Consider the following 25,210-nt stretch of genomic DNA (forward strand, 5'->3'; position numbering starts at 1 on the left):
TGTCAGGACTCGTCCCTTCCTCCCACGCCGCCGCATGAACCGCCGACTCTGGGAAATCGACGCGCTGCGCGGCCTGATGCTGGTGCTGATGACGCTCACGCACCTGCCCACGCGCTATGCCGACCCGCTGGGCCAGCCGTTCGGCTACGTCTCGGCGGCCGAGGGCTTCGTGCTGCTGTCGGGCTACATGGCCGGCATGGTCTACACCGCGCGCGAGCGACGCGACGGCGAGGCCGTGATGCGCGAGGCCTTCCTGCGGCGCGCGCTGAAGATCTACGCCTGCCAGGCCGCGCTGCTGCTGTTCCTGTTCACCGTCATCGCGCTGATCGGCGTGCTGGCGCGGCAGGACGCCATCACCAACCTGATCTCCTTCTACTTCGAGCAGCCGGTCACCGCCTTCTTCAGCGGCCTGCTGCTGATCTACAGCCCGCCGCTGCTCGACATCCTGCCGCTCTACGTGGTGTTCATGGTGCTCAGCCCGCTGCTGCTGCTGCACGGCCTGCAGCACGGCTGGCGGGGCATCCTCGCGCTCAGCGTGCTGCTGTGGCTGCTGGCGCAGTTCGACCTCGGCCGCGCGGTCTACGACCTCAGCGTCGCGCTCACCGGCCTGCCGGTGCCGTTTCCCCAGACCGGCGCCTTCGAGATGTTCGGCTGGCAGTTCCTGTGGGTGATGGGGCTGTGGATGGGCTCGGTGCAGTCCGCCTCGCGCGATCCGGCGCCGCTCGTCTTCCCGCCGTGGCTGGTGCGCACGGCGGTCGTGATCGGCGTCGTCGGCCTGGTGTGGCGGCACGCCGTGGGGCAGCTGCCGTTTCCCGGCGACGACGGTCTGAACCTGATGTTCGACAAATGGCACCTCGGTCCGCTGCGCGTGATCAACCTGTTCGCGCTGCTGGTGCTGACCCTGCACTTCGGCACGCGCGTCGCGGCCCGGCTGCCGCGGCTGCGGGTGCTGGAGACGCTGGGCGCCGCCTCGCTGCCGGTGTTCTGCGCCCACCTGGTGCTGGCGCTGCTGCTGCTGGCCGTGGCCGGCGACGCCGGCACGCCGCGCGCGGCGTGGATCGACGCGCTGATCCTGGTCGGCTGCTTCGCCGTCCTCTACGCGGTGGCGTGGACCAGCGGCGAACTCGACCGCCGCACCGCCGCGATGCGCCGGCAGCTGCGCTCGCAGGCCGCCGACGCGGCGCTCAGCGTGGCGGTGCGGGCGCGCGCAGGTGGTCGGCGATGACGGTGCGCCACAGCGCGTAGCCCTGCGTGTTCAGGTGCAGCGCATCGGGCAGGAACAGCTCCGCGCGCGGCTGCCCCTGCGCATCGAGCATCTTCGAGTAGATGTCGATGTAGTCGAGGTTCGGCGTGTGGCGGCTGTAGTCGGCCACCAGCGCATTGGTCTCGACCACCTGCGGCATCAGCGCGCTGCGCAGCGGGCTGGGCTTGATCGACAGGAAGGCGATGCGCGTGTCGGGCAGCGCCCGGCGCACACCCTCCACGAAGGTGCTGAAGCTCGCCAGCACCTGCTGCGGCGTGCGGCCCTCGGCGAGGTCGTTGTCGCCGGCGTAGACGATCACCAGCCGCGGCTTGTACGGCAGCACCAGCCGTTCCAGGTACGCCGCGCAGTCGAACATCCGCGAGCCGCCGAAGCCGCGCTTGACGATCGTCTCGCCGGCGAACTGCGCCTCCAGCCCCGACCACAGCCGGATCGACGAGCTGCCGACGAACAGCACCCCGCCGGGCTGCGGCGCCTGGGCCTCGTCGGCCAGCGCGAAGGCGTCCAGGCTTTCCTGCCAGCGCGCCTCGACGGGCGTCGCGGCGGCCGCGGGCCCGCCGCTGCCGTTCGCGCGCGCCTGCACGGCAGGCCGCGTGGTCTGCGCATGCGCGCCCAGCACCCCGAGACCGAGGCCGCACAGCGCGAGCAGCCAGCGTGTCGATCGCTTCATCGTCTGTCACTCCTTGCCCGCCGCGGGCGCGGCGGGGCGAACTCCGGGAACGACCCCTTGAGGTCGGCTGCGGGCCTCGCGGTTCCGCGCCACGGCCCATTCTGCGCCGCGGTGATGCAAGGCCGCGCAAGACTTGCGACAGAACGTGGCTCGGGCAACTTGCCCTCGGCGGAACGCGCCGGCTTCTGCACACTCGCGGCGGCATCTGGACAACAAGGCCGAACCCCGGAGGAGACCATGATCGGAACCTGGAGCGCCCAAGCCCCCACCTACCTGCTGTGGCTGTGCATCGTGACCACGCTGGTGTTCGCACTGCCCATCACCTTCACGCCGCTGGCCTGGGCCCGGCTGATGCGCTGGCGCATCCCCGAGCACACCGACCTGGCGGTCTACTTCGGGCGCTGCCTCGGCTGCTTCATCCTGATCCTCGAGGCGATGATGCTGCGCGCCGCACTGACCGGCGTCGCACTGCAGCCCACCTTCGAGTTCCTCACCGCGGTGTTCGCGCTGATGCTGGTGGCCCACGTGGTCGGCGCACTGCAGCGCATCCAGCCCTGGACCGAGACCGCCGAGATCGGCATGTACGCGGCCCTGCTGCTCGTGACGCTGGCGTTTTTCCCGCGCGCGGGCTGAGCGCGCGCGCCCGCGGCGCTCAGCCGATCCAGCCGCGCTGCCAGGCCATGCGCGCGAGCTCGAAGTCGCTGGCCGTGCCGAGCTTGGACTTGATCTGGTAGTGCACGTTGTGCACCGTCTTCACGCTCAGGCTCAGCGACTGCGCGATCTCCTGCGGCGTGCGGCCGCCCACCAGCAACCGCATCACCTCGAACTCGCGCGGCGACAGGCCGTGCGCGGCGCTGTCCTGCGGGTCGAGCAGGGCGCTGGCCACCTCGCCCGAGACATCCGGGCTCAGCACGCGGCGGCCCTGATTCACCTCGCGCACCGCAGCCACCAGCTGCGAGGGCGCGCTGCTCTTGGTCACGTAGCCCAGCGCGCCGGCGCGCAGCGCCTGCGCCACCCAGACCGCGTCGCGGTGCATGCTGAAGGCGAGCATGCGGCAGGCCTCGTCGCGCTGGCGCAGCCGGGCGATCAGTTCCAGCCCCCCCATGCCCGGCAGGCCCAGGTCGATCACCACCACCGCCGGCCGCAGCGCGCGCCACTGGTTCAATGCCTCGCCGCCGTCGCCCGCCTCGGCCACCACGACGATGTCGCTCTGCAGCTCCAGCAGGCGCTTGTAGCCCTCGCGCACGATCGCGTGGTCGTCGACCAGCATCACGCGGATCGTCATGCCAGCGTCTCCTCCAGCGGTGGCAAGGGCAGCGTCACTGCCAGCCGCATGCCGCCGGGCAGGCAGGGCGCCACGTCCAGCGTGCCGCCCAGTGCCGAGACCCGCTCGCTCATGCCCAGCAGACCGTGGCCCGGCACCGGCACCGCCACGCCGACGTGGCTGCCGTTGTCGGTCACCTCGATGCTCACCTGCCGCTCGGTGCAGGCGAGCCGAACGCGCGCCTGTGCGGCATCGCCGTGGCGCACCGCGTTCGTCAGCGCTTCCTGCACGATGCGGTAGACGTGCACCCGCATCGAGTCCGGGATGCGTTCGGTGTCGCCGTCGATCTCCAGCGTGGCGTGCAGGTCGCCCTGCGCGGCCCGGCGCCGCGGCTGCGCCACCAGCGCCTGCAGGGCCTGTGCGAGCCCGAAGCGGTCGAGCGCCGGAGGCCGCAGGTCCGACAGCACCCGCTGCAGGCCCTCGAGCAGGTGCTCGGTGGTGCGTGACATCGCGTCGGCGCTCGGCCGCAGCTGCGGCAGCGACTGGCCGGCCAGCGTGGACACCACCTCGGCCTCGGCCCACAGCGCGGCCAGGCTCTGACCCATCTCGTCGTGCAGCTCGCGCGCGAGGCGCCGGCGCTCCTCTTCGCGCACCTGCAGCAGCCGCTCGGTCAGCAGGCGCTGGCGCGCCGTGGTGGCGGCCCAGCGCGCCGCCAGCCGGTTGAAGCTGCCGGCGATGCTGCGCAGCTCGCTCAGCGCGAACGGCGGCAGCCGCACGCTCAGGTCGCCGCCCTCCAGCCGCGCCAGCGCCGTCAGCACCTCGTTGGCCGGGCGCAGCGAGCGGTCCACCAGCAGCGCCACCGCCGCCACCACCCCCACGAAGCCGAGCGCGAAGCCGCCCAGCACCAGCCAGCGCTGCCACAGCATCTGGCCGAGGCTGTCCCAGTTCGGCGTGACCACGATGGTTCCGGCGCGGATGCCGGCCTGCAACTGCAGCAGCCGCGTGGCCTGGGCGTTGCCGATCGCGCCGGCGCGCAGCCACGGCGCCAGCAGGCGCCCGGCGTCCGTCACCGGCTCCTCGGACAGGCAGGACTGCGCCAGCGGCCGGTCGCGCATCAGGTGCTGGACCTCGACGCAGAACGAGATGCGCCGTCCCAGCCGCTCCAGCGGCGTCAGCGGCACCTCGATGTCGATGCGGTCGAACGACGAGGTGCGTCGCGCCAGATCGTCGTTCAGCAGCTGCGCCACCAGCGACGCGGTGGCCGGCAGCTCGGCGGTCGCCGCCTGGCGCAGCACGCGCACCTCCCAGGCGGCCAGCGACAGCAGCACCGCCACGGCGATCAATACGATGCGCCAGATCAGCGCGCGCCGCAGGTGCAGCACCGGCCGCGCGCCGGTGTTGGTGCCGGGCGCGGCGAGCGGCGGCGCGGGAAGGACGGAAGGGGGCAGGGACATGGGCGGCACGGTGTGCCGCGCATCTTGCATCAAGCAGGCGGCCGGCCCGGGGCGGGTGCGTCGCGGAAGGCAGTTTGCCCGTGGGCCGCCGGCGGGCGCGCCACAAAAAAGGGGTGCCCCCCGGGCACCCCAAAAGCCGTCGGCTCAGCTCTCTAACAAAACGGATCGGATTAGAAGGTGTGGTTGATGCCCACGTTCAGCAGCGTCGTCCTGGCGTCCTGCGCCGGCACGCCGGCCGCGACGATGGTGGTCTTGATGGTCGCGCCGGCCTTCGCATCGACGTAGGCGCCCTGCACGTAGAGCAGCGTGCGCTTGGACAGCGAGTAGTCGTTGCTGATCACCAGGCTGCGCGCCGCGTCGCTGCGGTTGCGCTGGTCCTCGTTGTCGTAGTACGCCACCGTCAGCTTGTTCTTCGGGCTCCAGTCGTAGTCGACGCCGAAGCTCAGGCCGTCGACGTCGGACAGCTCCGCGCCGCTCGGATCGGCGTTCTTCACGTTCAGGTAGTTGGCCTTGAGCGTGAAGTCGCCGATCGGCACCGCGCCGCCGAAGCCGACATGCTTCACCACCGGCTCGCCGGTCGTGCCGTCCTTCATGTTCTGGTACGAGAACGACAGCACCACCGGGCCGGTGTAGGTCACGCCGGCGGCGACCACGCTGTTCTTCTTCAGGCTGCCGGCGGCCTCGCCCAGGGCGTAGGCCAGGCCCACCTGCACCGGGCCGAAGGCGTTGCGGTACTGGATCGCGTTCTTCAGGAAGATGCCGACGTCGTTGTTCGCGTTGATGCCGGCCGGCGCCGGGCCCAGCGTGGCCGCGTACTGGTTGTAGGCGAACAGGTAGATGTTCGAGAACTGCTCCTTGAACGCGCGCGGCTCGGTCGCCAGGTGGGCCAGCAGCGCCGGGCCGTACTGGCGCCCGAATGCCACCTGCCCCCAGTCACCCGACAACCCGAGGTTGGCCTGGCGACGGAACAGGATGGGGCCGGAGCCGGCCGCGTCGCCGGTGCCGTGGAACTCGCCGGTGTCCACGTCGAAGTGCGTCTCGAGGTTGAAGAAGACCTTCAGGCCGTTGCCCAGGTCTTCCTTGCCGCGAAAGCCCCACACGCTCTGGCGGTAGCCGCTGGTGGCGACCTGCGTCAGGCGCCCCGAGGTGCCGGACTTCGACTGCGTCAGCACGCCGATGTCGACGATGCCGTAGATCTGTACCGAAGGCTCGTCGGCGGCGCCGGCGAGGCCGGCGCCCAGGCCGAGGGCCAGGGCGGCGGCCGTGGCGCGCCAGGGAAGGGCGGGCACGGAAAGGTGGGTGTGCTTGGTGAACATGCTGGGTGTCTCCTCTGTGCTTGTTGGTGTTCGATGCGCGGCCGCATGCGCCCGTCGGGGGCCGGGCGGCCGGTGTGTCTTTTGTCGGTGGGGTGTGCGTGCGTCGGGATCGAGGGCGGGCTCACCTCCCTCGGTCCGTGCGGACAGGCGGCGTCGGCGCGTTCAGCAGGATCTCGCGCCCCACCCGTCTGATATCGGTATGGCCGGTGAAGGCCATGGTGATGTCGAGCTCGTTGCGGATGATCTCGAGGGCGCGTGTCACGCCGGCCTGGCCCATCGCGCCCAGCCCGTACAGGAAGGCCCGCCCGATCATCGTGCCGCGCGCTCCCAGGGCCACCGCCTTGAGCACGTCCTGGCCCGAGCGGATCCCCCCGTCCATCCACACCTCGATCCGGTCGCCCACCGCCTCGGCGATCGCCGGCAGCGCCGCGATCGAGGACGGCGCCCCATCGAGCTGCCTCCCCCCGTGGTTCGACACCACGATCGCGTCGGCCCCGCTGTCGGCCGCCAGCTTCGCGTCGGCCACCTCCATGATCCCCTTCAGGATCAGCCGGCCGCCCCAGCGCTGCTTGATCCACGCCACATCGTCCCAGCTCAGCCGCGGATCGAACTGCTCCTTCGTCCACGTCCCCAGCGAAGACATGTCGCTCACCCCCTTGGCATGCCCCACCAGGTTGCCGAAGCTGTGGCGCCGCGTCCCGGCCATCCCCAGGCACCAGCGCGGCTTCATCGCCAGGTTGATCAGGTTCGCCAGCGTCGGCTTGGGCGGCGCCGTCATGCCGTTCTTCAGATCCTTGTGGCGCTGCCCCAGCACCTGCAGGTCCAGCGTCAGCACCAGCGCCGAGCAGCGTGCCGCCTTGGCTCGCTCGATCAGCCGCTCCATGAAATCGCGGTCGCGCATCCAGTACAGCTGGAACCAGAACGGCGCCTTCGTGTGCGCGGCGATGTCCTCGATCGAGCAGATGCTCATCGTCGACAGCGTGAACGGCACCCCGAAGGCCTCGGCCGCGCGCGCGCCCAGGATCTCGCCGTCGGCGTGCTGCATGCCGGTCAGGCCGGTGGGGGCGATCACGACCGGCATGGCGCAGTCCTGGCCGGCCAGGGTGGTGCGCAGCGAGCGGCCCTCCATGTTCACCGCCACGCGCTGGCGCAGCAGGATGCGGGCGAAGTCGGTCTCGTTGGCGCGGTAGGTGCCCTCGGTCCAGGAGCCCGAGTCGGCGTAGTCGTAGAACATCCTCGGCACCCGGCGCCGGGCCAGAACCCTCAGGTCTTCGATGCAGGTGATCACGGGCATGGGAGTGGCGTCGCAGTGGCGGGGCGTGCGCGGTCCGGCATCGGCGAGGAACTCGCCGTCACCGGGCCGTTGTGATGTCGGGAAAAAAGGCCCGCCCCGCAGGGCGGAGCGGGCTCAAGCGTCGCTGCGAGGCGACACGATGACGAAACTGGCTCAGCCGTGCTGGATGTAGACCACGTGCGTCTCGGTGAACTCGTACAGGCCGTGCTTGCCATCGGCCCCGCCGATGCCCGACTTCTTGCGGCCGGCGTGGAAGCCCTGCATCGCCTCGAAGTGCTCGCGGTTCACGTAGGTCTCGCCGAACTGCAGGTCGCGCACCGCGCGCATGGCCGAGTTCAGGTCCTTGGTGAAGATCGACGAGGTCAGGCCGTAGTCGGAGTCGTTCGCCAGCGCGATCGCCTCGTCGAGCTCGTCCACCACCTGGATCGGCAGCACCGGCCCGAAGATCTCCTTGCGCATGATCTCCATGTCGGCGCTGCAGTTCGCGATGACGGTGGGCTCGTAGTGGTAGCCCTTGTCGCGGTTGGCCTTGCGGCCACCTTGCACGATGCTGGCGCCGGCCGCGCGGGCGCGGTCCACCATGCCCGCCACCTTGTCGAGGCCGGCCTGGCTGACCAGCGGACCCATCGCCACGTCGGGCTGGGCCAGCGGGTCGCCGTACAGCGTGCCGGCCATGCGCGCGGCGATCTTGCTGGTGAACTCGTCGGCCACCTTGCGCTGCACGTACACGCGCTCGGCGCAGTTGCACACCTGTCCGGTGTTGATCACGCGCGAGTCGTAGATGGCCTTCACCGCCAGGTCGAGGTCGGCGTCGGCCAGCACGATGGCCGGTGCCTTGCCGCCGAGCTCGAGGTTCACGCGCGTGAGGTTCTTCGACGCCGCGGTCATGATGCGCGTGCCGGTCTCCACGCTGCCGGTGAACGACACGATGCCCACGTCGCGGTGCGAGGTGAGCTGCGCGCCGGCGCCGGCGCCGGTGCCGCCCACCAGGTTGAACACGCCGCGCGGCAGGTCGGTCTGCGAGGCCAGGCGCGCGAACTCGAAGGCGTTGATCGGCGTGATCTCGCTCGGCTTGATCACGATGGTGTTGCCGGTGATCAGCGCCGGCGCCAGCTTGCGCGCGATCAGGAAGAACGGGAAGTTCCACGGCAGGATGCCGGCGGCCACGCCGATCGGCTTGCGCATCAGGAAGATGCTCTCGCCGACGCGGTCACTGGTGAGCACCTCGCCCTCGAGGCGGCGCGCCCACTCGGCCATGTAGTCCATGTAGTCGGCGGTGAAGTTCACCTCCACGCGCGCCAGACCCAGCACCTTGCCCTGCTCGGCGGTGATGGTGTGGGCCAGTTCCTCCACGTTCTCGCGCAGCCGGGCGGCGATGGCACGCAGGTGCTGGGCGCGCTGGATCGCGGGCAGCTTCGCCCACCCCGGCTGCGCGGTGCGTGCGGCCTGCACGGCCAGGTCGACGACGTCGTTCGGGGCGTCGGGCACACGGGCGAGCAGCTCGTGGGTGGCCGGGTTGTGCACGTCGATCAGGGCGCCCGAGCGGTTGGCCAGGAACTCGCCGTCGATGTAGTTTCTGTATTCGGTGACCATGGTGGTCTTCTCCTTATGGGGTGGGGATGAGCGCTGGCGGGGGGTGGAACGGGGGAGGAAGCGGCGTCACATCGCGGGCCGCGCGAAGCGCTTGCCCATCAGCTCGGACGCGAAGCCGAAGGCCACGCCGGCGAGCCAGGTGATCGAGACGAGCAGGATGGTTTCGTCGGCCTTGCCGCCGGCGCCGAAGAAGGACGCGGCGCCCAGGAAGGCGGCCGGCGTGTAGGCCAGCGCGGGGATGTCGGCCATCGCCACCAGCACGAAGGCCAGCACCGCGATCAGTCCGATCATCCAGGGCAGGCCGCCGCCGAGCGCGCCGACGGCCGCCATGGTGCCGGCCGTCAGCAGGATCGCGGCAATGCCGCCGGCCACCGACTTGTAGGCGCCCTGCGTGCCGCCGCCGGCGGCGAAGAACGCCGCCCAGGCCACGAAGCCGATCCACGGGTTGAAGCGCAGCTCGGGCCGGCCGATGCTGAGGTAGACCCACAGGCCCACGAGGGCGGCGATGCTGAGGGCGAGCGCGTGCAGCAGTTTCATGATGTCTTGTCTCCGGGTGAGTTGTTTTGGGGACGAGTCACCCCAGCGGCAGCGGACCGAGGGGTCCGCTGCCGTCCGGGATCGAACGGGGGAGGGCTTACTTGCCCAGCTTGAAGACCATCACCGTGCCGCCCTGCGGCACGACGGTCTTGTTCTTGAGCACCGCGTTGAAGGCCCCCTGCATGCGCTCGGCGTCGACGCCCCAGCCCGACTGCACGGCGATGTACTGCTCGCCGTCGACCTCGAAGGACGAGGGCACGCCGGTCACGCCCGAGCTGGCCGGGAACTCCCACAGCAGCTTGCCGGTGCTGGCGTTGAAGGCGCGGAACAGGCGGTCGTTGGTGCCGCCGCCGAAAACCAGGTTGCCGCCGGTGGCCAGCAGCGGGCCCCAGTTCATCTCGGGGTAGGTGTGGGTCCAGGCCTTCTTCTTGTCGCCCAGGTTCCAGGCCTGCACCTCGCCGACGTGGGTCTTCGAGGCCTCGGTCATCCGCACGTTGGTGAGGATGTTGTCCAGCGCCACGCCGATGTAGAGGTCACCCTTTTTGTAGGTGACCGCCTCGCCGGTAAGCTCCGAGCAGAGGTTGTTGTTGGCCGGCACGTAGAACATCTTGGTCTTCGGGCTGTAGGCCTCGGGCACCCAGTCCTTGCCACCCCACAGCGAGGGGCAGAAGTTCACCGTCTTGCCGGTCGCCGGGCGGCGGCTCTCGTCGTAGGTCGGGCGGCCGGTCTTCGGGTCGATCGAGGTGAAGACGTTCTGCTTCACGTAGGGCCAGGCGTCCACGAACTTGATCGGGCCGCTGGTGCGCTCGAGCTGCCACAGGTAGCCGTTGCGTCCCGCGTGCACCAGCGACTTCACCTTCTTGCCGTTGCGGTCCACGTCGACCAGCAGCGGCGCCGAGACCTCGTCCCAGTCCCAGGTGTCGTTCCAGTGGTACTGGTGGTAGCCCTTGAGCTTGCCGGTCTCGATGTCCAGCGCGATCACCGAGGTGCTGTAGAGGTTGTCGCCCGCGCGCGTGTCGCCCATCCACGGCGCGGCGTTGCCGGTGCCCCAGTAGGACAGCTTGGTCTCGGGGTCGTAGGTGCCGGTGATCCACACCGAGCCGCCGCCCTTCTTGTAGGTCTCGCCCGGCCAGGTGTCGCCGCCCGGCTCGCCGGGGGCGGGGATCGTGTAGGTGCGCCACGCTTCCTTGCCGGTCTCGGCGTCGAGCGCGATCACGTAGCCGCGCACTCCGTACTCGCCGCCCGACACGCCGGTCACCACCTTGCCGTTGGCCACCAGCGGCGCCAGCGTCGAGTAGTAGCCCGCCTTCCAGTCGCCGACCGAGGACTTCCACAGCTCCTTGCCGGTCACCGGGTCCAGGGCCACGAGCATCGCGTCGGTGGTGGCGAGGTAGAGCTTGTCGTTGTAGAGCGCCACGCCGCGGTTGGTGGGGTGCAACTGCTGCAGTTCCTCGGGGATCTGCTTCTTGTAGCGCCACAGCTCCTTGCCGCTCTTGGCCTCGAAGGCGATCACCTGGTTGTTCGGCGTCGTCACGTACATGTAGCCGTTGTTGACGATCGGCGGCGACTGGTGCCCCTCGCTCATGCCGGTCACGTAGGACCACGCGAGCGTGAGCTTGGAGACGTTCTTGTCGTTGATCTTCTCCAGCGGGCTGTAGCCCCAGCCGGCGTAGTTGCCGCGGTACATCAGCCAGTTCTTCGCCTCCGGGTTGGTGAGGCGCGCGTCGGTGACGGGCGCGTAGGCGGGCAGGTCGGCCAGCGCGGCCAGCGGCGCCAGGGCCAGGCAGGCCGCGATGTGCGTCAGTTTGAGTTTCATGGGTCGTGTCTCCTCGGGTTGGTTTTTCTTGCGGTGGGAAATCGATCAGGGCGGGGCCGGCCGTTGCCGCAGCCGGTCCGTCGTGGGGAAATGGGTCAGGCCTTCTTCACGCCCGGGCTGGCGCTGAACGGGCCGTTCACGGCGAGCTCGCCGCGCTCGAGCGCGATCGGCAGGTGCGGCAGGCTGCGTGGCGCGGGCCCTGCCAGTACCTGGCCGGACTGGCAGGGATCGAAGCGCGAGAAGTGGCAGAAGCACAGCAGCGACCGGCTCTCGGGGACCCACTCGCTGACGTCGCAGCCCTGGTGGGTGCACACCGCCGAGAAGGCCAGCACGCCGTCGGCCGAGCGTGCGCGCGTGGCCTCGTCCAGCGAGCCCGGCTCCAGGCGGATCAGCAGCACCTTGTTCAGGCGCGAGCCGTCGCGCACCAGCTTCTTGTCGGCGTCGTACGGGAACGCGAACACCGGCTTCTCGCCGAGCTTCACGTCGGCGGCGGCCAGCAGCTTGGGCGTGCCGTCGGCCCCGACGACGACCAGCCGGTCGCCCTTGGTCGGGCGTTGTTCGGCAGGTTCGTCGGCCAGTGCGCGGTTCAGTCCTGCGGCGTCGAGGCCGAAGCCGATGCAGGCACAGGCGCCGAGCTTCAGGGCTTCGCGGCGGCTCGCGCAGGCGGGGGTCTGGGGCGCGTTCGTCGCGCTCGGGGGCGTTGTCTCGTTGTCGTTCATGGCAGCGTCATCGGGGGTCGGTGGCGGGGCCTTTTTGCAAACCACATGCCACCGTCGGCGGGCCCGATGCGCTGTCTCTCCGGGCATCGATTTGTCCATGCGAATCAAGCACTTGCGTTGTCGCATTCGGGTAATTGCGAGTGATGCGGCGGGCGCCGACAGGTGTGGCGCGCGAGGCCACAGGTGAGGCCTTCGGTGTGGCGTTGCGGCGCGCTCGACCGCCGCACGGCCCGTGCAACGCAGCGCCGATGCCACCGATGCGCAGACGGGCTTGCGGGCCGATCCCGACACACGACAACGCGCGCTTCGCTTAGAGTCCCGCTCGCGCAGCCGGACGCAGACGCCGGCATCAGGAGCCGTGAGCTCCTCGCACTGCGAGGCCACTCAACCACCGCCGTGCCGACTCTCAAGGAGCAGCCGACTTGATCCTGTCCCACCAACACGTCGACGAGATCCGCCGCATCGCCGCGGGTCACGCCCCCGCGGCCGGCACGCCCGACAGCCTGATCCACCGCTCCTGGCACCGCTGCGTCAACACGCACGGCCTCGATCCCGCGCAGTCCTTCGGCCCGCGCGTCGAGAGCCCGACACGGCTGCGCGAATCGCGCGAGCGCATCGAGGAGTACCTGCAGGTCGCGCGCGGCGGCATGGAGCAGCTCTTCAAGCGCGTGTCCGACCTCGGCTACGTGCTGCTGCTGACCGACGCCGACGGCGTGACGGTCGACTACATCGGCAACGACTCCTGGGGCAAGGACGCGCAGCGCGCCGGCCTCTACCTCGGCGCCAACTGGAAGGAAGAGATCGCCGGCACCAACGGCATCGGCACCTGCATCTACGAACAGGCCGCGCTCACCTGCCACCGCGACGACCACTTCTACACCGGCAACGTCGGCCTGAGCTGCAACACCGCGCCGCTGTTCCATCCCGACGGCAAGCTGATGGGCGTGCTCGACGTGTCGGCGCTGGCCATGCCCAACGCGCGCGAGAGCCAGCACCTCGCGCTGCACCTCACCACGCTGTACGGGCAGATGATCGAGGACGCCAACTTCGTGCGTCACTTCCGCGATCACTGGATCCTGCGGCTGGCCACCAGCTGGGCGCTGGTCGACGTGCTGGGCGACATGATGCTGGCCTTCGACAGCGACGGCGTGCTGGCCGGCGCCAGCACCGGCGCCCGCAAGTGGCTGTCCGGCCTGGCGCTGCAGGGCGGCGACGACGCCCCCATCGAGGGCCGCCACCTGACCGACGTGTTCCGCTGCTCGATGGACGACATCTGGCGCCTCGCGCGCTCGTCCAACGTGATGGACCGCGCGCTGCTGTCGGCGTTCGACCACCAGAGCTACTTCGGCAGCGTGGTCGCGCCGCGCATGCGCAGCGCGGCCAGCAGCGCCGCGGGCCCGCGCGACGTGACCGACGCGGCGCCCGCGCTCGCGCCGGCCAGCCCGGCGCTCGAACGCCTGGCCGGCGACGACAAGCAGATGCGCGCGCTGCAGGACCAGGCGCGCCGCCTGGCCAACAAGCGCATCAACATCCTGATCCAGGGCGAGACCGGCACCGGCAAGGAAGTGTTCGCGAAGGCGCTGCACGAGTCGAGCACGCGCCACGACAAGCCCTTCGTCGCCGTCAACTGTGCGTCGATCCCCGAGTCGCTGATCGAGAGCGAGCTGTTCGGCTACACCGCCGGCACCTTCACCGGCGCGCGCAGCCGCGGCATGAAGGGCCTGATCGTGCAGGCCCACGGCGGCACGCTGTTCCTCGACGAGATCGGCGACATGCCGCTGCATCTGCAGACGCGCCTGCTGCGCGTGCTGTCCGAGCACGAGGTGCTGCCGCTCGGCGCCGACCGGCCCATCCGCGTGGAGCTCACCGTCATCGCCGCCTCGCACCGCGACCTGCGCCAGCTCATCGCCGCCGGCAGCTTCCGCGAGGACCTGTACTACCGCCTGTGCGGCGCCACACTGCCGCTGCCGGCGCTGCGCGACCGCCGCGATCTCGGCTACCTGATCGAGCTGATCCTGCGCGAGGAAGCCGAGCACCTGGACACCCGCGCCTACATCGCCGACGAGGCGCTGGAGCTGCTGGAGCGCTACGAATGGCCGGGCAACGTGCGGCAGCTGCGCAACGTGCTGCGCTTCGGCCTCGCGCTGTCGGACGGCGAGGGCATCTATCCCGAGCACCTGCCGCCCGAGGTGACCGCGCCCCCGGTGCTGCTGTTGCTGCCGCCGGCCTCGGGCGCGGTGCCGGCGGTGTCCGTGGCGCAGTCGCCTCCGGCGCGCGCGATGACGCGTCCGCCGGAGGCCGAGCGCCTGCTCGCTGCGCTGCAGGAGCACCGCTGGAACATCACCGCGGTGGCCGCGCAGGCCGGGCAGAACCGCACCACCATCTACCGGCAGATGAAGCGCTTCGGCATCGTCTCGCCCACGCAGCTGCCGCCCGAGGGCGAACGCTCCTAGCGGGCCCTGGCTAGAATCGCGGCTCCCACCCGTCATCGGGGAGTAGCCGCCCTGCATCCGTTGCAGGGGCTCGCGTCAACACACTTGGCCTGCAGGCCATGGTGCGAGCAGCTTCCACAGCCTGGCAAGACCTTTGACCGCACAGCCTCCGCGTGGCCGGAGAGGCCGTGTGGTCATTGCGTCATCCGGCCCAGGACCTCTCGCACGCATGGAAGCCTTTCTCGTCTCGACCGGCATCGTCGCCCTCGGTGAAATGGGCGACAAGACGCAGCTCCTCGCGCTGCTGCTCGCGGCCCGCTTCCGCCGCCCGCTGCCCATCATCCTGGGCATCCTGGTCGCCACCCTCGTCAACCATGCCTGCGCCGCCGCGGTGGGCGACTGGATCGCCCGCGCGCTGGGCCCCGACGTGCTGCGCTGGGTGATCGGCGGCTCCTTCCTCGCCGTGGCCGCCTGGATGCTGGTGCCCGACCGGCTCGACGACGAGGCGGAGGGCAGCGGCCGCCTGCGCCTGGGCGTGTTCGGCACCACCGTGGTCGCGTTCTTCCTCGCCGAGATGGGCGACAAGACGCAGATCGCCACCGTGGCGCTGGCGGCGCGCTACACCGATCTGTGGGCGGTGGTGACCGGCACCACCTTCGGCATGATGCTGGCCAACGTGCCGGCGGTGCTGCTGGGCGATGGCGTGGCGAAGCGGGTGTCCATGAGGCTGGTGCACGGCATCGCCGCGCTGCTGTTCGCGGTGCTGGGCGTGCTGACGCTGTTCAACGTGGGCCATCTCCTCTGATCCACGGCGCCCTCCAGCGCCCCGTACACTCCCCCCGGGTGTCGGACCGCGAGCGCGGTGCGGCAGGTTCATGCGAAGGTCGGGCCGCCTCGCGGTTGCTTCACGACCCTGCTGCCCATGACCGACCCCACGATCGACTGGATCGCCGCCGCCCTCTTCGGTGTGGCCCTCGTCCACACCTTCGCTGCCAAGCAGCTCGAGCGCCTCTCGCACCGCCATCCGCGCCACGCCGGCCTGTTCCACCTGCTGGGCGAGGTGGAGGTGGTGTTCGGCTTCTGGGCCATCGTGCTGGTGCTGGTCATGGCGCTCGTCGCCGGCCGCGGCGCGGCGCTCGACTACGCCGAATCGCGCAACTACACCGAACCGCTGTTCGTCTTCGTCGTGATGGTGGTGGCGGCCTCGCGGCCGGTGCTGCAGACCGTGATGCGTGCCGTGGGCGCGATCGCGCGGCTCGCGCCGCTGCCCACGCCGCTGGTGTCGGCCTGGCTGGGCCTGGCCGCGGTGCCCCTGCTCGGTTCGCTGATCACCGAGCCTGCCGCCATGACCATCGCGGCGCTGCTGCTCGCGCCGCTGGTGTTCCGGCCCGGCGTGCCCGAGCGCATCAAGTACCTGGCGCTGGGCGTGCTGTTCGTCAACGTGTCGATCGGCGGCACGCTCACCTCCTACGCCGCGCCGCCGGTGCTGATGGTGGCCGCCGCCTGGCAATGGGACAGCGCCTTCATGCTGGCGAACTTCGGCTGGAAGGCGGCGCTTGCCGTGCTGGTGAACGCCTCGGTGGCCGCCTTCCTGCTGCGCCGGCACCTGGTGGCCGGGCCCGACGAAGCGGGCGCCGCCGGTGCGGAGCCGGTGCCGCTGGCGGTGGTGGGGGTCCACCTGGCGCTGCTGGCCGGCGTGGTGATGCTGGCCCATCACCCGGTGGCCTTCCTGGCGCTGTTCCTGCTGTTCCTCGGGTTCACGCAGGCCTACGCGCGCCACCAGGACCCGCTGATCCTGAAGGAAGCGCTGCTGGTGGGTTTCTTCCTCGCGGGCCTGGTGGTGCTCGGCGGCCTGCAGCGCTGGTGGCTGCAGCCCATCGTGGCGGGGCTGGAGCCGCTGGCGCTGTTCTTCGGCGCGCTGGCGCTCACGGCCGTGACCGACAACGCGGCGCTCACCTACCTGGGCTCGCTCATCTCCGGCATCTCCGACGCGTCGAAGTACATGCTGGTGGCCGGTGCGGTGGCGGGCGGCGGGCTGACGGTCATCGCCAACGCGCCCAACCCGGCCGGCGTGGCGCTGCTCAAGCGCGGCTTCGCCGACGAATCGGTCGGCGCCGGCGGCCTGCTGCTCGGCGCTCTGGGCCCCACGCTGGTGGCTGCCGCCGCCTTCCTGCTGCTCTGACGCGCTAGCCCCTCACCCGCCTCAACGGCCCCCGCATCTGCTCCCCCAGACGCTGCGCCAGCGCCGCGTCGGTGGCCGGCGAGGCGGCCAGGATGATCGTCACCGCCGGCAGCGCCGGAAAGCCCTGCTGCGGCGTGAGCACCACCGCATCGGGCGGCACGCAGCTCTCGGCCACCACCGACACCGCGAAGCCGGTGCGCACCGCCGCCTGCACCGCCGCCATGCTGCGGCTGGTGCAGACGATGCGGTGCTCGCGCCGCCGCTTGCGCAGCTGCGCCAGCGCCCACTTGCGGAAGATGCAGCCCTCCGGGAACAGCGCCAGCGGCAGGCAGTCGGCGTGCGCCACGTCGTGCTGGGCCGAGGCCGTCCACACCACGCGCTCGGTGCGCAGCACCACGCCCTCCTGGGTGTCGGTCTCGGCCGACAGGATGGCCAGGTCGAGCTGGCCGTCGGCCAGCAGCGGGCGCAGCTCGGCGCTGGGCGCGCACTGCACCTCCACGTGAGCGCGCGGCGCCAGCCGCGCCAGCGCCGCCAGCAGCGGCGCCATCAGCACCGGGATGTAGTCGTCGGGCAGGCCCACGCGCAGCGTGCCGCCGAACTCGGGCGCGCGGAAGTGCGCCAGCGCCTCGCTCTGCAGCGCCAGCATGCGCCGCGCGTAGCGCACGAGCTCGGTGCCGTCGTGCGTGAGCACCAGGCGCCGGCCCTGGCGCTCCAGCAGCGGCCGCTCCAGCGAGGCCGCCAGCTTGGCCAGGTGCACGCTCACCGCCGAGGGCGTCTTGTGCACCAGGTGGGCCGCGCCCTTGCAGCTGCCGGCGTCGGCAAACGCCACCAGCGTGCGGAGCTGATCGATGTCCAGCAGCATGGGCGCTGAGTTTACGAAACGTGAACTGTCGCGCCATGAAGTTTCGTTTTTCAGCGGCTTTCGATCCGCCTAGAGTGAAACGCTGACGTTCCCGTTTTCCCCCTCCCTTGTCTTCCAGGACGAACCCGACGATGTCGCTGCTGCAACTGCGCAAGCTGGTGGTCCAGCTCGAGGAGATCCACACCGAGATCGGCCGCCCGGTCGACCCGCCTGCCCGCAAGGTGGTGGTGGCCGCCGTGGTGAAGAACCCCTATGCCGGCCGCTACGTGGAGGACCTTTCGCCGCTGTACGAGCTGGGCGCCGAGCTCGGCGACCTGCTCGGCCGCCGCGGCGTGCAGGCGCTGGGCGTGGCGCCCGACGCGGTGCAGAGCTACGGCAAGGGCGCCATCGTGGGCCTGGACGGCGAGATCGAGCACGCCGCGGCCATCCTGCACCCGAAGTTCGGCGCGCCGGTGCGCCGCGCGGTGCACAAGGGCGAGGCCATCATCCCCGGCAGCAAAAAGATGGGCGGGCCGGGCTCGCTGATCGTGATGCCGGTGACCAACAAGAACGACATCTGGAATTTCGACGACATGGATGGCGCGGAGATCGCCATCGCCGACGCGCCGCATCCCGACGAGATGCTGGTGGCGCTGGTGCTGGCCATCGGCGGGCGACCGCTCCATCGTGTGAGGAAGCCCGCATGAGTGCGAAGGAGACCTCCATGTTCTTCAAGGCCATCATCCTCCTCAAGCGTCGCGAGGACATGAGCGCGCAGGACTTCGCCGCGTGGTGGCTGGGCCAGCACGCCGCCCTGGCGCGCCAGCTGCCCGGCCTGCGCGGCCTGCGCTTCAACCTGGTGACGGCCGACGGCGAGGGCGCCATCGACGGCGTGTCCGAGCTGTGGTTCGACAGCAAGGAAGCCTTCGACGCCGCCTACGACACCAAGCACGGCCGCGCCGTGGCCGCCGACTCCATGGCCCACGTGTCGCGCCGCGAGCGGCTGTTCGTCGACGAACACACGCTGGTGGACACCGGCGTCTGAACCCGCGACCCCCGCAACGCACGGAGCCAGCCACATGGGCGACAGCCTCAACGCCGCGCTGCTGCAGCGCGACCACCGCCACCTGGTGCATTCGCTGCACAACGAGGCCGCCCACCTGGCCGGCAACGTGTGGGTGAAGGGCGAGGGCACCACGCTGACCGACGCCGACGGCAAGCGCTACGTCGACGCCATGTCGGGCCTGTGGAACGTGACCCTGGGCTACGGCCGCCGCGAACTGGTGGACGCCGCCGCCGCGCAGATGGGCGAGCTGGCCTATGCCTCCGGCTACGCCGGCAGCACCAACCTGCGGGCGATGGAGCTGGCCGAGAAGCTGGCGGCCGACCGCGTGTACCCCAACATGCACCGCTTCTTCTTCACCTCCGGGGGCGGCGAGTCGACCGACAGCACCATCAAGACCGCGCGCTACTACTGGAAGGCGCAGGGCAAGCCCGGCAAATTCAAGACCCTCAGCGTGATGGGCGGCTACCACGGCGTGACGCTGGCCGCCATGTGCGCCACCGGCATGCCGGCCTACTGGCCGTCCTTCGAGCCGCGCATGCCGGGCTTCGTGCACATACCGAACCACGACGCCTACCGCTACACCGTGCCGCCCGGTGGCGACCCGGCCACCGCCGCGGCCGACGAGCTGGAGCGCGCCATCCTGGCCGAGGGCCCCGACACGGTGGCCCTGTTCATCGCCGAGCCGGTGATGGGCGGCGGCGCCTATGTGCCGCCGGCGGGCTACTTCCGCCGCATCCGCGAGATCTGCGACCGCTACGACGTGCTGTTCGCCACCGACGAAGTCATCACCGGCTTCGGCCGCACCGGCAAGCTGTTTGCGCTGGGCCACTGGGGCAGCGACGTGCAGCCCGACCTGGTGCAGTTTGCCAAGGGCATCACCAGCGGCTACGTGCCGATGGGCGGCGTGGGGTTGTCCGACAAGGTGGCCGCGGTGTTCGACCGCCCGGGCGCCGACACCTGGATGCACTGCTACACCTACAGCGGCCACCCGGTGGCCTGCGCGGTGGCGCTGGCCACGCTGGACGTCATAGAACGCGAAGGCCTGCTGGCGCGCGCGCAGGTGCTGGGCGACCGGCTGCTGCGCGGCCTGCGCGGCGCGCTGGGTGGCCACCCGAACGTGGGCGACATCCGCGGCCTGGGGCTGATAGCCGCGGTGGAACTGGTGGAAGACCGCTTCTCCAAGAAGTCCTTCGACCCCGCCCGCAAGATGGGCCCGCAGGTGCTGGCACAGGTGCGCCAGCGCGGCGTGATCACGCGCGGCCGCGGCGACACCATTTACCTGGGCCCGGCGCTGGTGAGCGACGAGGCCACCATCGACCGGATCGTGGAGGCGGTGGCGGAGGGGGTGGGGGCGCTGTTGCCTGCTGCTTGAGCGCCCACCACGTCGCGCGCTGAGCGCGAGCGGGATCGAAACGCCTTCTTCTTTTCACGGCGTCGGGTACTCAGCCGACGCCGTGGTCATTTGGGCCGCCTAAACGCCACTGCGCATCGGCATGGAACGGGCCTTCTCCAGGGCGTAGCGCAGGTGCTGGCGTCCAAGCAGGGGTTGCGTTAGCTCAACAGCGCCAGTACGGTCGCGCATGTCTAAATCTAGTTAGGCGTTTCGTATGAAGCAAACGGACAGGCCAACGACGATCCCGGCAGATCCGGAGCAGTGGACGGAGGAGAACAAGCAAACCTTGTCGTATCACTTCATTCGCGAGTACACCGACAAGCCATACAAGTGCTGGCGTTGCCATGCTGAGAGTGTTTTCACAGCACAAGATCAGAAGTACACGTACGAGGTCAAGAAGGCCAACATCGACCAGCAGCGCTTGCTCTGTGCAACCTGCTGGTCGGAGTCGCATCAAATACGCGCCGCGCTTGAAGACTGTGAAGAGCAGTGGAGCGCGGGCAAACCTCAGCTGCAGAGCAACAAGCCTTTCCTTTCTCGTTGGTTAGAACTTTTGGTCGCTTTGGAGGCATATGTTCCGTACAAGCCAGACACAGCCAAGAAAAACATGCTCACGAAGTTGCTGGGGAACGCCTAACCAGTCGGTCAAGCGGACCCACAACGGCGGGCAACAGGTGCGCCCTTCGGGTCCATCGGCGGCGCCGTTGCGGTCCGCTTACCGCCAACGTTAGGCGCCTCCCTACCACCGGAAGTCGATGACTATGCGCGATCTCAATGAGTGGAGCGTTCTTTACGGGCGGTTGCTTGAAGAGTTGGCCGTTCATGGCCGGAACGATCCCTTTGGTGATGGTGACTTCTATCTGATTGACGACGACTATGGTTCCAAGCAACAGAAGATTGAAGTTACATCATCCGGCTCGTTTACACCAGCTTTGGTTACGGGCATTCAGCGAATCCTCGCTAGTTTTCCTGGTTGGGAAGTAATCGTTTCACTGCCCTCAGATAATGGGGTTGAACATGGTTTTAGCGTCACTGCAACTTCTTGTGTTGAGTCTCGCGGCGCCTAACCATTCGTTCAACCGGAAGCAGTGGGGCATGCCGCCGTTTGGGGCTCCATTTCATTCTGCTCCAAACGTCGTCATACCCCACTGCTCCGGTTAACTCGCACGTTAGGCCGCATGCAACCCAATGGCGTACCTCAAAGCCTTGTTCAAGGACCCGCTCTTCTTTCGGGTGTGCATGCTCATCTGGGCACTTGCACTCGGCCTCTTTGCTGGTTTCGTTCTTGTAGCCTGGCGCCCCACCGACGCCATCGAATGGGCAATCTACGCCTTGGTCGCAAGCATCGGTGTTCTTGCCACGTATCTTGCGTACACGGCGCTCCGTGGCTCGGAAGCCTCAGTAGATAAGGCCGCCGGTTTCATGGGCGACGGGGCTGACATAGTCGGTTTGGTTGCTGCCATCGCGGTCTGTGTCGTAGCGCTTCCTACTGTTGCACTGCTCCGCGTCTTCTTTCCCCGTCGGAGCGCTGACCCCTAGAAGCGCAGCAATCGCGCATGTGGCGGGTAAGCCTGCGCCCTTCCTCCTGGCAAATCCAGTCGCTGTCATCTTGGGCGGTCACCGAATGCGGCCTAACCCTTCTACAGGGACTTCCCTTCGCGTCAACGATCTTGGTTGATGGCATTGCCTCTCTGATCTTCTCGATGTTCGTGCGCTGAAGCTGCATGGCCACAGAGAACAGACTGCACATCTACAGGCGGCCTTGTTGCGCACGATGTCGGCGCGGGCCCAGATACCAACCGCTCGGCGGGGCTCCATTCGCTCATCGTCGGCGCCTTGCGGCGCGACACAGGGTTAGTCGAGCTAGCCCGCCGCCGGTCTGACCTGTGGATGCATCTACGTGCGCACGTCCTCGGGAAGATCGATTTTCGTCAGATGCCTGGGTCGTTGGTCAGGCCGCCGTGGCCGGGACAGCCATCGCGCAACCATCGGGCTTGACCGAGACGTGATCGGCGTCGAAGCGCCGCCCCCTGGCCAGCACCGCCCACAGGATGCGCGCGTTCTTGTTGGCCATGGCCACCACGGCCTTTTGCCAGCCCACACGCGCCGTGAGCTGAACCAGCCACTGCGAGATCCGGTCTCGTCGCTTGTGCGCCGTCATCACCGCCGACTTCGCCCCTTGAATCAGCAGCGTGCGCAGGTAGTCGTCGCCGCGCTTGGTGATGCGCCCGAGGCTGGTCTTGCCGCCGCTGGAGTGCTGGCTCGGCACCAGCCCGAGCCAGGCGCCGAACTGCGCGCCGGTGCGGAACTGCCGGAACTCGCCCACGCTGGCGGCCAGCGCGGAGGCCGTGACCGGCCCGATCCCCATGAGCTGCGCTGCCGTCTTGGCTTGCTCGTCCGTCTTGACGTGCGCCGCGATGCGCTCGTCGCACCAGGCGAGGTGGCCTTCCAGCTCGCTCCATTGCAGCTGAGCACGCTGCAGCGCCACGCGCGCCAGGTGCGGCAGCTCGTTGCTTGCGTCCTCGATGACGTCGGCCAGCTCGGTGCGCAGCACTTCGGGACGTTGCGCGAAGACCAGGCCGAACTCGGCGAGCAACCCGCGGATGCGGTTGATGCACGCGGTGCGTTCTTCCTTGACACCTTCGCGCAGCCGGTGCACGGCCAGCACGGCTTGCTGCTCGGCGGTCTTGGTCGGCACGAAACGCATGTGCGGGCGGCCCGCGGCTTCACACACCGCGGCCGCGTCGTTGGCGTCGTTCTTGCCGCGCCGGCCTTCCATGCGGTACGGGCCGACGAAGTGGCCGGCGACGAGCCGGGACTCCAGACCCATGGCCCTCAATCGGCGCGCCCAGTGGTGCGCACCGCCACAGGTCTCCATCGCCACGACGCAGCCCGGCGGCAACTGCGCGCACCACGGCAGGAACTTCTCGCGTGCCAGCGCGCGCGCCGTCACCACCCGCCCGACCGCGTCCACCGCGTGCACCTGCATCAAGCGCTTGGCCAGATCCACCCCTACTCGAACGATTGGCCTTGCAGTAATCTGTTCCACGGACTTCCCCTTTCAATGGCTTGAGATTGATGACTCGACACCACCAATCTTGGCGCTTTGACGCCGTGGCCCGAAGGTGGGAAGTCCCTTCGTATTCGCTCGAGCCGACCCGCTCCGGCATGGCACCTTGGCCGCGAACCGGTCATGTTTATCATCCGTTTCGCGGCCAAGGCGCCATGCCTCCACGGTCGGCTCAGCTCAAACGTTAGGCCGCACAGCGCCCACATATGTTCTCCGCATTCCAGCCGATCGTCTACGTCCAAATTTCGCCCGAGCGGCTCACGCTCAGGAACCTCAAGACAGGTGAGTCAATCGCGGAGGTGCCGGAACTCGCGATCAGCGCGCCTCCGAAGCCGAAGATTCTCGCGGTCGGTCCGCAAGCAAGAGTGGCGGCCGCTTCACAGCCTGCAGAAGTCGTCAATCCATTTGCGCATCCGCGGAGCCTCGTCTCTGACTTCACCGTTGCAGAGCAACTCCTGAAGCATCAGTTGCGCAAGGTCTTGGGCAACTCCCTGCTATCTCTTTCGCCCTGCGTCGTCGTCCATCCCCTCGGTTCGCCAGCCGGAGGATTTACTCAGGTCGAGCGCAGAGCCTTCCGAGAAATGGCACTCGGTGCCGGGGCCTCGGAGGTGCACGTGTGGACGGGGCGGCCGCTCACCGATCAAGAACTCTTGTCCAGGCGGCCGCCTCCAAGTGGTGGCGAGTGGGAGTGATGGGTGTGGCCTAACCATTCATTCCAGCGGACCGCCTCCGGCGGCCGCTGAATTCAAACGTTAGGCGCCGCACACATGCGAATCGTTGCCGTAGTCATGGCCATGTTGGTGCTGCTTGCCGTCGCTGGGAAAGAGTTCATGTGGCGCATTGATCACCCCCTCGTCCAGGCTGCCTCTTTCTCCCCTGACGAGTCGCAAGTTGTAGAGGTTCGCTCATTGCCGGAAGGGTCCGCGGCCCCCTACGGCTACGGAGTATTCGTATTCCAATCATGGGCGGCGCTACGCAGCGCTCAAGCGAGTCTTGCGTATGCCGGCTATTGCCGGCAGATCGTCACTAGCTGGCAAACTGCCAGGCAACTGAGGATTAAGTGCTTGCAGCCCGAAGGGGAGCCAAAGTTGCTGGCACCAAAGGTCAAAGGCGTCTCGGTAGAACTCGTGGCCTACCAACGAGCGGCGCCTAACCCTTCCTTCAAGCGGACTGGCTTACGGCCAGCCGCTTAAGTCAAACGTTAGGCGCCATGAATCATCGTCGAACTATTGGGCTTGCTTGGGCGCTTGCGTTTGGCGGCGGTGCGGTCTTTCTCGCTAACCACCTGCTTCGGGTGGCCATGGGCGCAGGTACTGGCGGTCATGAGGTTTCGTTTTGGGTGGTTCAAGTCGCAGCTCTGGCTGCTGTTACAGGGTGTGCGGCCGTGGGCGGAGGTCTTGCTGTCGGCGCCCGCTGGGGCTCCCTCGGTATGCGGGTGCTGGGACCCCTCGTCTTGCTCTACTTGTTTGCCTACAACGTGTTCGGCGGTGAAAGGCCATGGTGGCTCGGCGCTGGCGCGCTTGTTCTAACAGCCTTGGTCGCGGTCTCTGTTTTTCTCGCCTACAAGAGTCCAACCAAGGTGCCGCCTAACCCTTCCTTCAAGCGGACGCCTGACGGCGCCGCTTAAGTCACACGTTAGGCCGCACTTGAACCAACCGCGCTCAAAGGGTCGCACTGTCGAGCGGAAGCCCCAGCCTACGGAAAGCTGGTGGTGGCGCGCACTCGAATGGCTGTTCGAGCGGGAGATCAGGTTTGTGCTCCTGTTCGCCATCATCTTCGCCGCTGCTGTAGCGGTTCGAATCTTTGGGGTCAGCCACTGGTCACTCGACCTTGCGACCGTTCAGATCCTTGCCAGTCTCTTAATCATTGGCGCGTTCCTCGGCGTAGTCGTCGCCACCGACTCAGCGCGCGCCTACAAGAAGACTGGCCTGCGCATTCGCACAGTTTCTGGTGTAGTTGCGGGAGCTGGCGTCGCCGTGGTCTTTGGGGCACCGTTCGAGGCGGCAGCCTTGTGCGCACTGGTTGGCGGGGTGCTCGGCTACTTCGGCATGCGGTGGGCCCAGCACATCTAGCCACCGCAGTGCGGCCTAACCCTTCTACAGGGACTTCCCTTCGCGTCAACGATCTTGGTTGATGGCATTGCCTCTCTGATCTTCTCGATGTTCGTGCGCTGAAGCTGCATGGCCACAGAGAACAGACTGCACATCTACAGGCGGCCTTGTTGCGCACGATGTCGGCGCGGGCCCAGATACCAACCGCTCGGCGGGGCTCCATTCGCTCATCGTCGGCGCCTTGCGGCGCG

Annotated in this window: 24 protein-coding genes and 1 riboswitch; of the genes, 13 read left to right on the forward strand and 11 right to left on the reverse strand. The window is 68.8% G+C overall.

Going from position 1 to position 25,210, the window contains the following annotated elements:
- Positions 1-34: 34 nt before the first annotated feature.
- Positions 35-1,225 carry an OpgC domain-containing protein gene (opgC, locus tag MPE_RS01795; protein ID WP_011827955.1) on the forward strand — a complete coding sequence of 397 codons (1,191 nt, stop codon included), beginning with the start codon at positions 35-37 and terminating at the stop codon, positions 1,223-1,225.
- On the opposite strand, the gene MPE_RS01800 is transcribed toward opgC, so the two are convergent.
- Positions 1,185-1,931 (reverse strand): SGNH/GDSL hydrolase family protein, encoded by a 747-nt coding sequence (locus MPE_RS01800; protein ID WP_011827956.1) that lies wholly within the window; start codon positions 1,929-1,931, stop codon positions 1,185-1,187. The two genes, opgC and MPE_RS01800, sit on opposite strands and share 41 nt — an antisense overlap.
- 237 nt (positions 1,932-2,168) lie before the next feature.
- Between MPE_RS01800 and MPE_RS01805 the strand changes: the two genes are divergently transcribed.
- The gene (locus tag MPE_RS01805) at positions 2,169-2,564 is read left to right on the forward strand and encodes a hypothetical protein (protein ID WP_011827957.1); all 396 of its coding nucleotides are present in this window, start codon (positions 2,169-2,171) and stop codon (positions 2,562-2,564) included.
- Between the two features lie 19 nt (positions 2,565-2,583).
- Here MPE_RS01805 and MPE_RS01810 read toward each other — a convergent pair whose 3' ends face one another.
- The 8 genes from MPE_RS01810 to MPE_RS01845 all read right to left on the reverse strand — a co-directional run bounded on the left by MPE_RS01810 (position 2,584) and on the right by MPE_RS01845 (position 11,924).
- The gene (locus MPE_RS01810) at positions 2,584-3,216 is read right to left on the reverse strand and encodes a response regulator (protein ID WP_011827958.1); all 633 of its coding nucleotides are present in this window, start codon (positions 3,214-3,216) and stop codon (positions 2,584-2,586) included.
- Positions 3,213-4,649 carry a sensor histidine kinase gene (locus MPE_RS01815; RefSeq protein ID WP_148210869.1) on the reverse strand — a complete coding sequence of 479 codons (1,437 nt, stop codon included), beginning with the start codon at positions 4,647-4,649 and terminating at the stop codon, positions 3,213-3,215. The genes MPE_RS01810 and MPE_RS01815 overlap by 4 nt, the downstream gene beginning before the upstream one ends.
- 170 nt (positions 4,650-4,819) lie before the next feature.
- Entirely contained in the window at positions 4,820-5,965 is a 1,146-nt protein-coding gene (locus MPE_RS01820) for a porin (RefSeq protein ID WP_011827960.1), read from the reverse strand.
- A gap of 121 nt (positions 5,966-6,086) precedes the next feature.
- Entirely contained in the window at positions 6,087-7,259 is a 1,173-nt protein-coding gene (locus MPE_RS01825; protein WP_049820743.1) for an alpha-hydroxy acid oxidase, read from the reverse strand.
- A gap of 153 nt (positions 7,260-7,412) precedes the next feature.
- A complete protein-coding gene (gene aldA / locus MPE_RS01830) occupies positions 7,413-8,852 on the reverse strand; it encodes an aldehyde dehydrogenase (protein WP_011827962.1) in 1,440 nt (479 codons plus the stop codon).
- Positions 8,853-8,918: 66 nt separating this feature from the next.
- Entirely contained in the window at positions 8,919-9,389 is a 471-nt protein-coding gene (locus MPE_RS01835) for a DUF1097 domain-containing protein (protein WP_011827963.1), read from the reverse strand.
- A gap of 97 nt (positions 9,390-9,486) precedes the next feature.
- Positions 9,487-11,205 carry a methanol/ethanol family PQQ-dependent dehydrogenase gene (locus tag MPE_RS01840; RefSeq protein WP_011827964.1) on the reverse strand — a complete coding sequence of 573 codons (1,719 nt, stop codon included), beginning with the start codon at positions 11,203-11,205 and terminating at the stop codon, positions 9,487-9,489.
- Between the two features lie 95 nt (positions 11,206-11,300).
- Positions 11,301-11,924 carry a QcrA and Rieske domain-containing protein gene (locus MPE_RS01845; protein WP_011827965.1) on the reverse strand — a complete coding sequence of 208 codons (624 nt, stop codon included), beginning with the start codon at positions 11,922-11,924 and terminating at the stop codon, positions 11,301-11,303.
- 422 nt (positions 11,925-12,346) lie between these two features.
- Here MPE_RS01845 and MPE_RS01850 point away from each other — a divergent pair, with 422 nt between their 5' ends.
- The 3 genes from MPE_RS01850 to MPE_RS01860 all read left to right on the forward strand — a co-directional run bounded on the left by MPE_RS01850 (position 12,347) and on the right by MPE_RS01860 (position 16,538).
- Positions 12,347-14,377, forward strand: coding sequence for a sigma-54-dependent Fis family transcriptional regulator (locus MPE_RS01850; protein ID WP_011827966.1), 2,031 nt, complete (start codon positions 12,347-12,349; stop codon positions 14,375-14,377).
- A 25-nt stretch (positions 14,378-14,402) separates the two neighbouring features.
- Positions 14,403-14,574: riboswitch (yybP-ykoY riboswitch) on the forward strand.
- Positions 14,575-14,585: 11 nt separating this feature from the next.
- Complete coding sequence (locus MPE_RS01855; RefSeq protein ID WP_011827967.1) at positions 14,586-15,161, forward strand: TMEM165/GDT1 family protein; 576 nt, start codon at positions 14,586-14,588, stop codon at positions 15,159-15,161.
- Positions 15,162-15,278: 117 nt separating this feature from the next.
- The gene (locus MPE_RS01860; protein ID WP_011827968.1) at positions 15,279-16,538 is read left to right on the forward strand and encodes a putative Na+/H+ antiporter; all 1,260 of its coding nucleotides are present in this window, start codon (positions 15,279-15,281) and stop codon (positions 16,536-16,538) included.
- A gap of 4 nt (positions 16,539-16,542) precedes the next feature.
- On the opposite strand, the gene MPE_RS01865 is transcribed toward MPE_RS01860, so the two are convergent.
- Complete coding sequence (locus tag MPE_RS01865) at positions 16,543-17,400, reverse strand: LysR substrate-binding domain-containing protein (protein ID WP_011827969.1); 858 nt, start codon at positions 17,398-17,400, stop codon at positions 16,543-16,545.
- A 131-nt stretch (positions 17,401-17,531) separates the two neighbouring features.
- Here MPE_RS01865 and MPE_RS01870 point away from each other — a divergent pair, with 131 nt between their 5' ends.
- The 6 genes from MPE_RS01870 to MPE_RS01890 all read left to right on the forward strand — a co-directional run bounded on the left by MPE_RS01870 (position 17,532) and on the right by MPE_RS01890 (position 21,377).
- Positions 17,532-18,086 (forward strand): amino acid synthesis family protein, encoded by a 555-nt coding sequence (locus tag MPE_RS01870; RefSeq protein WP_011827970.1) that lies wholly within the window; start codon positions 17,532-17,534, stop codon positions 18,084-18,086.
- Positions 18,083-18,424, forward strand: a complete 342-nt coding sequence (locus tag MPE_RS01875) for an EthD family reductase (protein WP_011827971.1) — start codon at positions 18,083-18,085, stop codon at positions 18,422-18,424. Before MPE_RS01870 ends, MPE_RS01875 begins: the two co-directional genes overlap by 4 nt.
- A gap of 34 nt (positions 18,425-18,458) precedes the next feature.
- Entirely contained in the window at positions 18,459-19,817 is a 1,359-nt protein-coding gene (locus tag MPE_RS01880) for an aminotransferase family protein (protein ID WP_011827972.1), read from the forward strand.
- A gap of 235 nt (positions 19,818-20,052) precedes the next feature.
- Positions 20,053-20,475 carry a zinc-ribbon domain-containing protein gene (locus MPE_RS01885; RefSeq protein ID WP_011827973.1) on the forward strand — a complete coding sequence of 141 codons (423 nt, stop codon included), beginning with the start codon at positions 20,053-20,055 and terminating at the stop codon, positions 20,473-20,475.
- A gap of 118 nt (positions 20,476-20,593) precedes the next feature.
- Positions 20,594-20,905, forward strand: coding sequence for a hypothetical protein (locus MPE_RS23835; RefSeq protein ID WP_011827974.1), 312 nt, complete (start codon positions 20,594-20,596; stop codon positions 20,903-20,905).
- A 121-nt stretch (positions 20,906-21,026) separates the two neighbouring features.
- Positions 21,027-21,377 carry a hypothetical protein gene (locus tag MPE_RS01890; RefSeq protein ID WP_011827975.1) on the forward strand — a complete coding sequence of 117 codons (351 nt, stop codon included), beginning with the start codon at positions 21,027-21,029 and terminating at the stop codon, positions 21,375-21,377.
- A 412-nt stretch (positions 21,378-21,789) separates the two neighbouring features.
- On the opposite strand, the gene MPE_RS01895 is transcribed toward MPE_RS01890, so the two are convergent.
- On the reverse strand, positions 21,790-22,887 hold the full coding sequence (locus tag MPE_RS01895) for an IS110 family RNA-guided transposase (RefSeq protein ID WP_011827982.1): 1,098 nt from the start codon (positions 22,885-22,887) through the stop codon (positions 21,790-21,792).
- 227 nt (positions 22,888-23,114) lie between these two features.
- Here MPE_RS01895 and MPE_RS23105 point away from each other — a divergent pair, with 227 nt between their 5' ends.
- Entirely contained in the window at positions 23,115-23,600 is a 486-nt protein-coding gene (locus MPE_RS23105) for a rod shape-determining protein (RefSeq protein WP_011827978.1), read from the forward strand.
- 954 nt (positions 23,601-24,554) lie between these two features.
- Positions 24,555-24,980 (forward strand): hypothetical protein, encoded by a 426-nt coding sequence (locus MPE_RS01900; protein WP_011827981.1) that lies wholly within the window; start codon positions 24,555-24,557, stop codon positions 24,978-24,980.
- The last annotated feature ends 230 nt before the right edge of the window (positions 24,981-25,210 follow it).

Source organism: Methylibium petroleiphilum PM1 (assembly GCF_000015725.1).
GTDB lineage: Bacteria > Pseudomonadota > Gammaproteobacteria > Burkholderiales > Burkholderiaceae_C > Methylibium > Methylibium petroleiphilum.

What these genes read in the sequence shown, in the direction of transcription:
- opgC (WP_011827955.1), top strand. Translation starts at nt 35, where the DNA reads ATGAACCGCCGACTCTGGGAAATCGACGCGCTGCGCGGCCTGATGCTG.
- MPE_RS01800 (WP_011827956.1), bottom strand. Translation starts at nt 1,931, where the DNA reads ATGAAGCGATCGACACGCTGGCTGCTCGCGCTGTGCGGCCTCGGTCTC.
- MPE_RS01805 (WP_011827957.1), top strand. Translation starts at nt 2,169, where the DNA reads ATGATCGGAACCTGGAGCGCCCAAGCCCCCACCTACCTGCTGTGGCTG.
- MPE_RS01810 (WP_011827958.1), bottom strand. Translation starts at nt 3,216, where the DNA reads ATGACGATCCGCGTGATGCTGGTCGACGACCACGCGATCGTGCGCGAG.
- MPE_RS01815 (WP_148210869.1), bottom strand. Translation starts at nt 4,649, where the DNA reads ATGTCCCTGCCCCCTTCCGTCCTTCCCGCGCCGCCGCTCGCCGCGCCC.
- MPE_RS01820 (WP_011827960.1), bottom strand. Translation starts at nt 5,965, where the DNA reads ATGTTCACCAAGCACACCCACCTTTCCGTGCCCGCCCTTCCCTGGCGC.
- MPE_RS01825 (WP_049820743.1), bottom strand. Translation starts at nt 7,259, where the DNA reads ATGCCCGTGATCACCTGCATCGAAGACCTGAGGGTTCTGGCCCGGCGC.
- aldA (WP_011827962.1), bottom strand. Translation starts at nt 8,852, where the DNA reads ATGGTCACCGAATACAGAAACTACATCGACGGCGAGTTCCTGGCCAAC.
- MPE_RS01835 (WP_011827963.1), bottom strand. Translation starts at nt 9,389, where the DNA reads ATGAAACTGCTGCACGCGCTCGCCCTCAGCATCGCCGCCCTCGTGGGC.
- MPE_RS01840 (WP_011827964.1), bottom strand. Translation starts at nt 11,205, where the DNA reads ATGAAACTCAAACTGACGCACATCGCGGCCTGCCTGGCCCTGGCGCCG.
- MPE_RS01845 (WP_011827965.1), bottom strand. Translation starts at nt 11,924, where the DNA reads ATGAACGACAACGAGACAACGCCCCCGAGCGCGACGAACGCGCCCCAG.
- MPE_RS01855 (WP_011827967.1), top strand. Translation starts at nt 14,586, where the DNA reads ATGGAAGCCTTTCTCGTCTCGACCGGCATCGTCGCCCTCGGTGAAATG.
- MPE_RS01860 (WP_011827968.1), top strand. Translation starts at nt 15,279, where the DNA reads ATGACCGACCCCACGATCGACTGGATCGCCGCCGCCCTCTTCGGTGTG.
- MPE_RS01865 (WP_011827969.1), bottom strand. Translation starts at nt 17,400, where the DNA reads ATGCTGCTGGACATCGATCAGCTCCGCACGCTGGTGGCGTTTGCCGAC.
- MPE_RS01870 (WP_011827970.1), top strand. Translation starts at nt 17,532, where the DNA reads ATGTCGCTGCTGCAACTGCGCAAGCTGGTGGTCCAGCTCGAGGAGATC.
- MPE_RS01875 (WP_011827971.1), top strand. Translation starts at nt 18,083, where the DNA reads ATGAGTGCGAAGGAGACCTCCATGTTCTTCAAGGCCATCATCCTCCTC.
- MPE_RS01880 (WP_011827972.1), top strand. Translation starts at nt 18,459, where the DNA reads ATGGGCGACAGCCTCAACGCCGCGCTGCTGCAGCGCGACCACCGCCAC.
- MPE_RS01885 (WP_011827973.1), top strand. Translation starts at nt 20,053, where the DNA reads ATGAAGCAAACGGACAGGCCAACGACGATCCCGGCAGATCCGGAGCAG.
- MPE_RS23835 (WP_011827974.1), top strand. Translation starts at nt 20,594, where the DNA reads ATGACTATGCGCGATCTCAATGAGTGGAGCGTTCTTTACGGGCGGTTG.
- MPE_RS01890 (WP_011827975.1), top strand. Translation starts at nt 21,027, where the DNA reads ATGGCGTACCTCAAAGCCTTGTTCAAGGACCCGCTCTTCTTTCGGGTG.
- MPE_RS23105 (WP_011827978.1), top strand. Translation starts at nt 23,115, where the DNA reads ATGTTCTCCGCATTCCAGCCGATCGTCTACGTCCAAATTTCGCCCGAG.